Below are 12481 nucleotides of genomic sequence, written 5' to 3' on the forward strand. Positions count from 1 at the left end.
TAAGGCTATGATTTCTCAAGATTATGATTCAATTTCTGCTGTAGATGAACTGTTAAGAAAAATCAGAATCAAAGAAAGTCAGCTAAAAATCGCACAAGAATCTAATATGGTGAATGTAGTTACAGCATTACAAACTCAACTGTTAGAGCTGCGGCATCATTTATCAGAGTCACCAGACTCGGAATTGCAAGCATTAATGACTTTATTAGACGATTGAGTAAACTTTTATTCAAAACTCTCCGCGTCCCCTTCCGCGTCGCCGCGTCTTCTTTGCTGACTACAAACGTCGTGAATCCGTACTACTTAAATTTCTACTGGATGTTGTCCATAATAAGGCAAAGCTTCTGACCAATTAGGAGACTTGCCTTGTTGCCACTCAAGTTCAGCTAGTTCTAAAATACTTGTTACTGTAGCTGCTAACCCAGATTGGGCTTCAATCAGCTGATAACTAGTGTTCCAATTAGCTAAAGTTTCTTGCCATGCTTCTAGGGTCATAACTGTATCTGGCAATAAAGCTATGAGTCCAGAAGCATCTGGTGTCAGCTCATAAATAGCAGCAAAAATTTGGCCTCGTTGTCCTGGCATTTGCACAGCAAGGGTTTTTGGATTTTGGGTTTTGCTTGCTTGTGACCAAGCCACCGCAGCCAAAGTGGAAATTGCAAATACAGGAATATCTAATTGTTGTCCCAAGGTTCGGGCAGTGACAACACCAATGCGAGTCCCAGTAAAGCCACCAGGACCTTTTGCAACTGCGATAAAGGATAAATCCGCCCAAGTTTGGGGTTTGATAAATTCAATTAAATATTGATGTATTAAGCTGGATAAATCACGCCCCAAATTCCAGACTTGAGAGCGAGTGTCGCCTACAAAATTACTAATTGCTATGCCTAATTCGGGAGTTGTAGTGTGCAGTGATAAAGCGTATTTTGTTGTAGCAGTTTTATTGAGCATGAACTATAAATTTAGAGGTTGTTTGAAAAGTGTTTCGCTGTGACTTTAGGCACTTTTAGATCCCCCCTAACCCACTCCAGTCGCTCCACTTGGGGAGACCCCAAGACCGCGCTGGCTCCCCTTTTTAAGGGGGGAACCGGAATCAAAGTCCCCCAATTTATCGAGTGATTTAGGGGGATCTAAAACTAGGGAGTTTATCGTACATTGTTTAACCTAGCGATCGCAATACCGAATTCACATGAGGTAGTTTGAGGGTGAATGTTGCCCATAACCCACCCGGCTATGGACTGTAATTTCTCCTTTGTGGAGTTGTGCGGCTCGTTTGGCGATCGCTACGAGTGGTGAAAGCGCCTTACAGCAATTAGAACATACTCCTGTGTCTTTGATTTTACTGGACGTGATGATGCCAGGGATGGATGGCTTTCAAACATGCCAGCGCATCAAAGCCAATGCAAAAACCCAAAATATTCCGATTATCTTTATTACCGCCCTGTCTGAATCGGTGAACAAAGTCACAGGTTTTGAACTGGGAGCTGTTGACTACATTACGTAAGCAAGCACAAGACGAACTCAAACAACAAAAACAAAATCTAGAACAAGCACTCGTAGAACTTCAGCGTACCCAAATGCAATTAGTGCAGAGTGAAAAAATGTCGGCGCTGGGAAATCTCGTAGCAGGGGTGGCACATGAAATCAATGCTGATAATGGTAAAGGGATGAATGAAGAAGTAAAACAAAAGATTTTTGACCATTTATTTACTACGAAACCTGTTGGTAAAGGAACGGGATTAGGATTGGCGATCGCTCGTCAAATCATTGAAGAAACCCACAGCGGAAAATTGAGTTTTAACTCAGTTCTGGGTGAAGGTACAGAATTTATTATTGAAATTCCGGTGTAAATTTTTGCTCGTGTTTAGAACAAACTTTATATATCTGGGAATACTAAATCCAGAAATTGTTAGGATTTAGCAGTATGGTGGTTAGCATTCTTGTCAATATTCCCGGATATCGCATAACTGAAGAACTCTACAATGGTTCCAGAACGGTGGTTGATCGAGGGTATCGAGCAATACGGTTTAGATAAAGCTTTTTTTGTCCCCCTCTGCCTACCTCAACCGATAAATTTCCTTAGCTGAACGGTATTGGGCGATCGCTCAGCAAATTGTCGTCGAAAAACATGGTGCTTCAATTCACGTCAAAGCACAGAATTTATCATCACTTTACCCACTAAAGCAGATAAACCAGTTTTTTTTTTCCTATTATTGAGACTCATTTAACTAACCAATCACCATCAATTTTCCAACCAGAATGAACATTAATAACTCTGAAAAAAATAGGAATATTAGTACTACTTTGCAAATTCCCAACTATCAAATTGTGGCAACAGTTTATTCTGGCAGTCGCACCTTAGTATATCGGGCTATCCGCAGCCATGACCAATTACCTGTAGTTATCAAGCTACTAAAAAATGACTATCCAAACTTTAGCGAATTGGTGCAGTTTCGCAATCAGTACACTATTGCCAAAAATCTCAACTCTCCCAGCATTATCCAAACCTATAGCCTAGAACATTATCAAAATAGCTATATGTTGATAATGGAAGATTTTGGGGCAATTTCTCTTCATGAATGGGTAATCAAACAAGAAAATAGACTTTCTTTAGGAGAGTTTTTAGAAATAGCGATCGCACTATGCAATACCTTAGATATATTGTATCGTGAACAGATTATTCATAAAGATATTAAACCCAGCAATATTTTAATTAATCCGCAAACAAAAGAAGTTAAATTAATTGATTTTAGTATTGCATCTCTACTACCACGAGAAACCCAAGAAATTCAAAATACCAATACCCTAGAAGGAACTCTCGCTTGACAGTCGATGAAATTGCGAAAGCTGGTGTAACTGTGAACACAATTACTCTGTCACCATTGAGTTTAGTGGAGATGAATCGGTTGGTGGCAGATACCCTCAATTGCGAGTTGTCCCTGGCTCAACCCCTAACCGAATTAGTGATTCAAAAAACCAAAGGAAACCCATTTTTTGCGACGCAATTTCTGAAAGCACTGCATGAAGATGAACAGATTATTTTTAATTGGGAAACACGATATTGGCAGTGTGATATTGCTCAAATCAGAGCTTTAGCTCTCACTGATGATGTGGTGGAGTTTATGGCATTACAATTGCAGAAATTGCCTGCCAAGACTCAGAATATTCTCAAATTAGCCGCTTGTATTGGGGCGCAGTTTGATTTGCAGACTTTGGCGATCATCTCTGAGCAATCTCCAGAAGCTGCGGCAGCTGATTTATGGAAAGCCTTACAAGAAGGTTTGATTATTCCCAATCAGGAAATATATAAGTTTTTTATTCAGTCTGACAGTACCTCAGTATCTCACACAGCAGCGAATCCCATTTATCGGTTTCTGCACGATCGCGTCCAGCAGTCCGCCTATTCTTTGATTCTAGAAGATCAAAAACAAGCCACTCACCTAAAAATCGGGCAATTGTTGCTACAAGAAAGTAGTGAAATTCAACGTCAGGAAAGAATTTTTGATATTGTTGGTCATTTCAACTTTGCTCAGGATTTAATCTGCGATCGCCAGGCCCGTTATGAATTAGCTTCCCTCAACTTACAGGCGGGGAAAACGGCAAAAGCAGCCGCAGCCTTTCAGACAGCATTTGTATTGGTCAACAGCATCTGCATTATTTGTTCGGACAGTATGTCGCCGCAGTTGAGAAGTCCAATGCTGCTAAACCCTACTTTGATAACTGCGTTTCCTCACTCCCAACGGTGCTGCACTACTTTTATGATTCTCTGGCACAACTGGCAATTTACGCCACTGCAACCTCAAAAGAACGCCAGCAAATCCTCAAGGCCATTCAGGCGAATCAGCAAAAGTTGAAGAAATGGGGGTTCTATGCCCCGATGAATTACCAACATAAGTTTCTGTTGGTAGAAGCAGAACGGTATCGCGTATTGGGGCAAAAATTAGCAGCACTGGAATACTACGATCGGGCAATTCAACTTGCCAAAGAAAACCAATTCCTGAATGAAGAAGCCCTCGCCAACGAACTCGCCGCCAAATTCTATCTTGATTGGGGTAAAGCCAAAGTCGCTCAGGCATACATGATTGAGGCGTATTACTGCTATGCCCGTTGGGGGGCAAAAGCTAAGGTGGCTGATCTGGAAACCCGCTATCCCCAACTGCTCCAGCCGATCTTACAGCAACTCAAAACTAGTTTCAATATTCTAGAAACCGTAACTAGGATTACTAACTCCTCAACCATAACCTCTAGTGCCAACTCCAGCATTTCCGATACCCTAGATTTTGTCTCAGCGATCAAAGCCGCTCAAGTTATCTCCAGCACCATCGAACTTGATCAACTGCTCCAGCAACTTACCCAAATTATTTTACAAAATTCTGGAGCCGACAAATGTGTATTGATCTTGCCCCAAGATGAAACTTGGAAGGTGAGAGCGATTTCCACCCTGGAAACAACAGAAATCTGCTTTGAACCTTTAGAAGGTCATTCTAACGTTCCCATTAAATTGATTCAGTACGTCAAACGAACGCAATCAGTGGTGGCGATCGAAAATTTGCAAACCGATTTACCTGTCATTGATGAGTATTTGCTGCAATGCCAGCCCAAGAGTGTTCTGTGTTTACCAATTCTCAATCAAGGGCAGTTAATCGGAATTCTTTACCTCAAAAATCAATCAACTGCTGGGGTATTTACAAGCGATCGCCTGCTGATTCTCAATTTCCTCTGCACCCAAGCTGCCATTTCCCTGGAAAACGCCCGACTTTTTAGCGATCTCAAAACTACCAAAGTGGCTATTGAGCGATCGCAGCAAGATCTGCGGACTATTTTTGATAATGCCCATGATGCTATTTTCATCCACGCCTTAGACGGCACAATCATAGATGTTAACGATCAAATGCTTCAGATTTTTCATGTGAGCCGAGAAGAGGCGAAAACCCTATCAATTGCCAAAGATTACTCCGGCCCAGAAAATCCCTTCGATCAACTTTCTATGTTGTGGGAGCAAGCAATCATGGGTAAAACCCTGACGACTGAGTGGCAGGCAAAACGACCCCATGATGGTTCCCTCTTCAACGTCGAGGTTTCTCTGCGTTGCATCACCCTAAATCGGCAACCCATGATTCTTGCTAATGTGCGTGATATTACTGAACGCAAACAAGCCCAAGCCGCCCTGCAACAAGCGCAATTACAAATTATCCAAAGTGAAAAGATGTCTGCGTTGGGTAACTTAGTCGCTGGGGTGGCTCATGAAATCAATAATCCCCTCGGTTTTATTTATGCCAGTATCCAACAAGCTAAACCCACCATTGCTGATATTGTTGAACATTTGAAACTCTATCAAAAAAGTTTCCCCAACAAAAGTGAAGAAATCATGGACCACGCCGAAGAAATCGACTTGGATTATAGCTTAGAAGACTTACCCAAAATGCTTGACTCCATGACGATGGCGTGCGACAGATTAACAAATATCAGCATTAGTTTAAGAACATTCTCCCGTGCTGATCGAGATTACAAAGTCCCATTTAACATCCATGAAGGTATCGACAGTACAATTTTAATTTTGAAACATCGTCTCAAGGCGAATGAACAACGTCCCGCCATTGAAGTTATCACTAACTACGGTGATTTGCCTGAAGTAGAATGTTTTCCTGGTCAATTAAATCAAGTATTTATGAATCTGATCGCAAACGCTATTGATGCCTTGGATGAATTTAACACCGGACGCAGTTTTCGAGATATTCAAGCTAATCCTAACTGCATTACGATTACAACCTCCGTCGAAAATAATCTAGTTAAAATTGCCATTGCTGATAATGGTAAAGGAATGAGCGAAGAAGTAAAACAAAAGATTTTTGACCATTTATTTACTACTAAAGCCGTTGGGAAAGGAACAGGATTAGGATTGGCGATCGCTCATCAAATTGTCATCGAAAAACATGGTGGTTCAATTCATGTCAACTCGACCCTTGATCGAGGAACAGAATTTATCATCAGTTTACCCGCTAAAGCAGAATAAACAGAAGTTACCGATCGCCAAAAAATTGTTCCAGTCATTTTAACTACAGGTAACTGCTGAAGCTGAGTTTACCTTTGTCAAATCTCCAGTGAATATGCCTGTATATTTATAAGGTGATGAACCAGAACAAGTCATAGGATTTGTATTAGCGCGACGTGGAGTCCACCACGAATCTGCCTTGACGGTCAAATTGACGCCATTCCATGATAATCCGGTGACAACTAAAGAGTTTGTTTTACCATCATTAGCCTTTTTCGCAGTCAGAAATGTGGCATAGTAAACGCTACCATTTTCTGGATTAATTTTTGCTATAACTGCGACTTTCGGGCCGCCACCACTGCCATAACTAGGTAGCCAACGACCAGTAGCAAAGCGTCGAAAATCATTACCAGGCTGGCTACCAGTGGAAGAGAAAACGCCATACAAAACGTTTCCTCCATCCCAAAGTAATCCATAGCCTGTACCATCATCATTGGTTGTTTCGTAATCACTGCGACACCATTTCTTCAGGCCATTCTGAAAAGTAATGATGCGAGGGTCTTTGTTTTGAGATGATACTTGCTGATAACCAATGTAGATGGTTCTTTGGCCAACAGTCACTCTGGGGCCATTTTTATTTTTGATAGTTGTCTCAGTGTCATTGCATGTAAATGTCACACTTTTACCAATAGATGACTGTATAGTAGTTTGGGCAAAAACTTGAGTAATTGGTAAATCAGCACCCAATACTACTGGTAAAAATAGAAATGCCAGATATTTGGGCAATTTACGGTGATAAAGCATTGAATTGATGTAGTTCAGATGTCTAAAATGACAAGATATCACAAAGTTTCCGTAATTAGTAATATTAAGTACATCTAGTTAGTTGTACTATGTGCTGTTGAATACTTATCATTTAGACTGACGCAGGGACGCAGAGATTTTTTTTGATACAGTGATTAGGCGGAGATATCTTAGTGTTGGGTTATCCTACAGGATCTTGCTAGGTTCCTAAAACGCCACTTGTTTTAAGTCGGTGGAGGCGTCCTTAGAACTACCTAGATTAAAGAAGTCGCAAGTTGCAAGTACAGTTTTGTAACGGGGATTTAGACCCCGCCACAAAACTTGCGGCTTATTGAAGCCGGGGACTTAAACCCACCGAATTTTGATTAATCAAAATTGATGAAAGGATGTTTGAAAAGTCATAAAGTATACTAAAAACCCCTCTCCTCGATGCCGAGAGAGGCTTTGAATTCCCCCTTCCCGCATCGGGAAGGGGGTAAGGGGGTTAGGTCTTTGATGAGTAATAAAAAAAGATAAAAAGGAGTGACGAGATTTGATATTATTTACACCTCATCTATCACTCCTAATAACTTGCGCGTTGATAAGCTGTTACGCATTGTTAAATTACACCAGCTTAGTAGTTCATTTATCCTCTAACTAAAGAAGCGGATAATTGTTAAGTTTGTGCGTGTCTTTCTATACAATTTTTCTGAGATTGTAACACCTATTTTATTGAAGATGTAGTAGTTCGACTATTGCTTGTTCTCTGTAGTCTTACTTTTGTTTGTATCAGAACGATATCTCTCGATAATTTATTGATATAAAACGTATAGAGGAACACAAATAAACTTAACTTAGATTATATACCTTTGGTAGTAGTGGCTTGATTCTTGTGATGGAAGTTTGGTAATAATGGAAACAATTATCATTAATACTTAATTATTAAAGGAGTGACAAAGCGCATTAAACAACAGTGAGAACTTAAGGTTGAAATCGACTTTTTTGGAGTGTCTTGTCCGATCTAATTTATCTCCTAGTCATAATTTTGACTCTCTAATCAGTTGATTTACAAATTCGTATTTAACTGACTTTATTGAATTCTACTACTAAAGGTAGAAGTAATACTTAGCAAAATGCTATACGCTGTACACTGAAAAAGTCTACGTTTCCCAAAAATATTAATGATTAGTAAGCAATTTTTAAATACAATATAAATTGAATCTCTAGACCTAATTGAGATGTGTGTCATTTAAAAAACTGAATGACCTGTAGTATTTTCAGACAAAAATTGTCGTAAACCTTTATTCAAGGTATTGTTATAAATTAAATGGAACAACAATTGCAGCTTCATGAAATTTAAATTTATCACTCAACAAAATCATAAATGCTGCAATTTTCCAACTCTTTACCTAATAGATTTTTTTGCTCAACCTCTGCAAGTAAGTAGCGGGAATTTAAGGTGAACATAGAAAAATTTATCCAACGCGCAGAAGTATTGCACAAGCGTTTAGCAGATTTATACCAAACTGCTAGTGTATTGCCTTGGATTCCACCAGATCTTCTGCCACAGGCTTTTAAGGAACTCTATAACACCTCAAAGATAGTGCAGTTAGCAGCAGAGGAATTGTATCAACAAAACGAAGAACTAATACAAACACGGAATTGGCTAGAAGCAGAACGCCAACACTACCAAGATTTATTCGAGTTGGCGCCAGATGGCTATTTAGTAACTAATATAGAAGGTATCATTCAAGAAGCTAACCACACAGCAGCTAAGTTGTTTAATGTTTCAAAGCATTTTCTAGTGGGCAAATCAATGATTAATTTTGTCCCTCTAGAAGAACGTCAAAAAATCCGCAATGAACTTATCCAACTATCCCAATCAGTCAGAGGTAAAGAGTTATTAATACATTTGCAACAAAGTCATGGCGAGTTGTTTGATGCAGCTTTAACAGTGCTTGTTGTCCCTAATTCGGAGGGTAAAGCAACTTCTTTGCGCTGGATGCTACGTGATATTTCTGAACGTCAACCTTTAGAATCAACAGTAGTCAAGAATAATAGCAGCGACCTGTTTCCTGGTCATCCGGTGCATAAATATTCTAAAGGAGAAACTATCCCTCTTAACCCACTAGTAATTTGGTATGTTTGCCAAGGTTTGGTCAAGCTAAGTACTTACTGCGAAACCGGCGAAGAAGTACTATTAGGGTTGGCAACAGCAGAAATGGTTTTTGGTACTAGTTTGACTTCTCTAAACATTTACCAAGCAGTAGCCCTTTGTGATGTTGAGTTGGTGTCAATTTACGCAGCAGAAGTAGCAGCTTCTCCAACTCTGAGTCATACTTTTTTACCAAAAATTAATCAGCGCTTACAGCAAACAGAATCTTTTTTAGTCATTTCTGGAAGACGACGGGTACAGGAACGCCTACACTATCTATTACAACTTTTGAAACGCGAAATCGGTGAAACTGTACCAGAGGGAACTCGCTTAAGTGTTCGTTTAACTCATGAAGATATTGCTAGTGCTTGTTGTACTACGAGGGTAACAATTACACGATTGATGGGCAAATTACAAGAACAAGGTGTAATTGATTTTGATTTAAAAAAACATATTATTTTGAAAAATTTAGATTAATTCTTTATCGCTTTTGTGAGATACAGAAATTTGTAGGGTAGCACAGATGTGCTATCCTAATTTTTTATCAAAACAGAATTCAGGAGTCAGGAGCCAGAATTCAGAATGAATTTTGTGCGACTTGTGGATAGCGCAGCGTTAGCGAGTCATCGATAGCGGAGCGTTAGCGAGTAATCGAGCGTCGCGTCTTAATTCTGACTTCTGAATTCTTCTTCAACGGCGCAGGTAGGTAAAACTGGGATCGGGTCTACCAACAAAGCAAGAATGGGTAAAGTTATATTTTTTGATAATCGCTAATGATGTTGTTGCTTCAGATTTATTATTACCAAAATCAAACATCCAGTGGTTACCATCTACAATTTTCCAGCTATTGTTTATGCGATTAACGCTTGTAGTAGCAGGATTAAATGAGATACAATCTTCGCCTTGTAGTGAGCCAGAAGGAGCGCTATTATTTACTAGTAGATATTGGAAGGATGGTTGTGGTCGTCCAACAAAGCAGGATTTGTTCATGCCATAGTGATTGATAATTTTGAAAGCACGTGTCGCTTCATCTTTTTTATTACCAAAGTCAAACATCCAGTGATTGCCGTTCTCAACTATTTTCCAGCGATCGCTAACTTGATTAACACTAATATTATTGGGATTAAAAGCGATACAGTCTTCTTGAACTGCTTGTGTTTCTTGTGTTAATGAAACTAAGTTAGAGCGATATTCTTTGTTAGTTTTTCTATCTTTTAAAATGATATATACAGATTGGGGAGGTGTTTGACCTTGTTCAACTGCAAACCAAAGAGAGTTTAAGTTTTCAGAGGAGGAAAATGCACAAAATCCGTAAATTCGTTGGTTGTTTTGACCATTATAAATATTTACCCAAGTCCTGGATGAGTTGCTGTTTTGTCCGCAAGGTGGTAAATCTGGAGCTTTGGTAAATAAGTTATTAGGAAATGCATTCCAGTTTGCTACTGATAATTTATATCTTTGAAAATTTTTGCCTGAGACTGTATACGGTTCTGTGCCAATAAAAACTAGTTTTGGTTGGGGTATGGGATTGGATGCAAGATTGAGAAGATTTGGATTTCTGGTATTGTTACTCCAGGTATCTGCTATTTGCAAGTTATCAGCAGCATAAGCAGCAGCAAAATTAGATAACATCCATCCTACGCTAAGTAAAGTTGCAAATTTGTTGTAGTTTTGTAATTTCATTTTGATGGAACCTTGAATAAAGTTATCCTATTTTGAGTGTGAACTCTCACGCAGAGACGCAGAGGCGCAGAGAGGAAAGATGGGAGAAATATTGAGTGTTCACAAATAATTTAGGGTTGTTGTATTACTACAATTGGTTAGTTTCTGTTTCCATATTTTTTTGCTTTTAATTTTTATAAAAGTTGGGGAGGTAATTTTGGTATCTATGTAGATAGTTCAACTGGACGTAAAATAATGTAATCTGATTTGACGGATCTTGGTAAGTATCATTGAAAGCGGCTATGGACACAGTTGGCAGCACAACTCCATCATCGGGCTACATCTTGGCACTGGACTTGGGTACTACCGGCGATCGCGCTTTTGTGTTTAACGCACAAGGTAAGATTGTCGGACAGGCATACAAAGAACTGACTCAGTATTATCCGCAGCCGGGATGGTTAGAACATGACCCTGAGCAAATCTGGCAGGATACGTGTTGGGTGATGGAAACCGCAATTGCCAATGCCAAAATTACTCCCTCAGCGATCGCTGCGTTAGGATTAACTGTGCAGCGTGAAACCTGTTTAATTTGGGACAAAACTACAGGTAAACCACTCCATAAAGCGATCGTTTGGCAAGATCGGCGGACTGCTCCATTGTGTCAGAAGTTACAAGAGCAAGGCTATGCTCCAGAAATTTACGAGCGCACCGGATTAATTATCGATGCCTACTTTTCGGCAACTAAGCTCAGATGGCTATTAGATAAGTTTACAGATGTTGACTTGAACAATGTTTTAGCAGGCACTATTGATACTTGGGTGCTGTGGAAGCTCACGGGTGGAAAAGTCCATGCTACTGACCACAGCAACGCCAGCCGCACAATGTTAATGAATCTCAAAACCTGTGAGTGGGATGAGATTCTCCTAGAAATGTTCCAGATTCCGGCTCATATCCTGCCCAAAATTCAGCCGAGTTTAGGGGTATTCGGAGTTACAGATGCTACTTTATTGGGTGCGGAAATTCCCATCACTGCCATTTTGGGAGATCAACAAGCTGCTTTGTTTGGTCATGGCTGCGATCGCCCCGGTTTGATGAAATGCACTTATGGCACTGGTAGCTTTTTGGTAGCTCACACTGGCTCTGAAATTGTGCGATCGCCTGAACAACTCATTTCCACAGTGGCATGGACACAAAGGAATGCAAACGGAGCTTTGGATGTCGGCTATGCTTTAGAAGGCAGTATGTTTACTAGTGGTGCTTGTATCCAATGGTTGCGGGATAGCTTGAAGTTGATTAAAACTGCCGCTGAAACTGAAGCAATGGCGAATAGAGTCACAGATAGTAGCGGTGTATATTTTGTACCTGCATTTAGTGGATTGGGCGCACCTTATTGGGATATGAGCGCTAGGGGAGCTTTTTTCGGCATTACCGCCAGTGTACAACCAGAGCATTTAGTACGGGCTGTATTGGAGGCGATCGCTTATCAAGTTGTGGAGGTAGTCCAGGCGATAAATGCATCTAGTAGTACACCTGTTGCGCGATTAACCGTAGATGGTGGTGCTTGCGAGAATAATTTTTTGATGCAGTTTCAGGCGGATGTCTTAGGTATTCCGGTGGAACGTCCGATTGTGCGTGATACTACCGTTCAGGGTGCAGCATTCGCAGCAGGTTTAGCTGTGGGATTTTGGGAGGACTATGAAGCATTGGTGCAGCAACGGCAGATTGAGTGCGTGTTTGAGCCAAGGAGCAATTTCTCGAATTTTGCTACTTGGCAAAAAGCAGTGAAACGTACTCTCGCTTGGATGGATTAGATGCTTAGGACTGGGGACTGGGGACTGGGGACTGGGGACTGGGGACTGGGGACTGGGGACTGGGGACTGGGGACTGGG

The 12481-nt window shown here is 40.5% G+C and carries 8 protein-coding genes and 3 pseudogenes; 8 read left to right on the forward strand and 3 right to left on the reverse strand.

Translation table 11 applies throughout. From position 1 onward, the window contains the following. Positions 1–7 precede the first annotated feature (7 nt). Positions 8–217: a hypothetical protein gene (locus tag IQ276_RS25490; protein ID WP_190881291.1), complete on the forward strand. Its 210-nt coding sequence runs from the start codon at positions 8–10 to the stop codon at positions 215–217. Positions 218–303: 86 nt separating this feature from the next. Here the strand turns inward: IQ276_RS25490 and tsaB are convergent, their stop codons facing one another. Then, positions 304–951 (reverse strand): tRNA (adenosine(37)-N6)-threonylcarbamoyltransferase complex dimerization subunit type 1 TsaB, encoded by a 648-nt coding sequence (gene tsaB, locus IQ276_RS25495; protein WP_190881290.1) that lies wholly within the window; start codon positions 949–951, stop codon positions 304–306. 301 nt (positions 952–1252) lie between these two features. Here tsaB and IQ276_RS40750 point away from each other — a divergent pair, with 301 nt between their 5' ends. The 5 genes and pseudogenes from IQ276_RS40750 (at position 1253) to IQ276_RS41295 (ending at position 6013) form a co-directional block, all read left to right on the forward strand. Then, positions 1253–1504 carry a response regulator gene (locus tag IQ276_RS40750; RefSeq protein ID WP_228043098.1) on the forward strand — a complete coding sequence of 84 codons (252 nt, stop codon included), beginning with the start codon at positions 1253–1255 and terminating at the stop codon, positions 1502–1504. Between the two features lie 145 nt (positions 1505–1649). After that, positions 1650–1850, forward strand: a pseudogene (locus IQ276_RS41020) (sensor histidine kinase); the annotation flags it as partial. 409 nt (positions 1851–2259) lie between these two features. Continuing rightward, positions 2260–3617: pseudogene (locus IQ276_RS41025) on the forward strand (protein kinase domain-containing protein); the annotation flags it as partial. 461 nt (positions 3618–4078) lie between these two features. Continuing rightward, positions 4079–4687 (forward strand): annotated as a pseudogene (locus tag IQ276_RS41290) (GAF domain-containing protein); the annotation flags it as partial. A 96-nt stretch (positions 4688–4783) separates the two neighbouring features. Continuing rightward, complete coding sequence (locus tag IQ276_RS41295) at positions 4784–6013, forward strand: sensor histidine kinase (RefSeq protein WP_444880228.1); 1230 nt, start codon at positions 4784–4786, stop codon at positions 6011–6013. Positions 6014–6052: 39 nt separating this feature from the next. Here the strand turns inward: IQ276_RS41295 and IQ276_RS25520 are convergent, their stop codons facing one another. Next, positions 6053–6796, reverse strand: a complete 744-nt coding sequence (locus IQ276_RS25520; RefSeq protein WP_193917667.1) for a hypothetical protein — start codon at positions 6794–6796, stop codon at positions 6053–6055. A 1438-nt stretch (positions 6797–8234) separates the two neighbouring features. Between IQ276_RS25520 and IQ276_RS25525 the strand changes: the two genes are divergently transcribed. Further along, positions 8235–9407, forward strand: coding sequence for a helix-turn-helix domain-containing protein (locus IQ276_RS25525; protein ID WP_193917669.1), 1173 nt, complete (start codon positions 8235–8237; stop codon positions 9405–9407). A 213-nt stretch (positions 9408–9620) separates the two neighbouring features. On the opposite strand, the gene IQ276_RS25530 is transcribed toward IQ276_RS25525, so the two are convergent. After that, positions 9621–10613, reverse strand: a complete 993-nt coding sequence (locus IQ276_RS25530; protein ID WP_190881286.1) for a hypothetical protein — start codon at positions 10611–10613, stop codon at positions 9621–9623. A gap of 281 nt (positions 10614–10894) precedes the next feature. Here IQ276_RS25530 and glpK point away from each other — a divergent pair, with 281 nt between their 5' ends. Then, positions 10895–12403: a glycerol kinase GlpK gene (gene glpK / locus IQ276_RS25535; RefSeq protein ID WP_193917671.1), complete on the forward strand. Its 1509-nt coding sequence runs from the start codon at positions 10895–10897 to the stop codon at positions 12401–12403. Positions 12404–12481 lie beyond the last annotated feature (78 nt).

The organism is Desmonostoc muscorum LEGE 12446 (genome assembly GCF_015207005.2).
Taxonomy (GTDB): domain Bacteria; phylum Cyanobacteriota; class Cyanobacteriia; order Cyanobacteriales; family Nostocaceae; genus Nostoc; species Nostoc muscorum.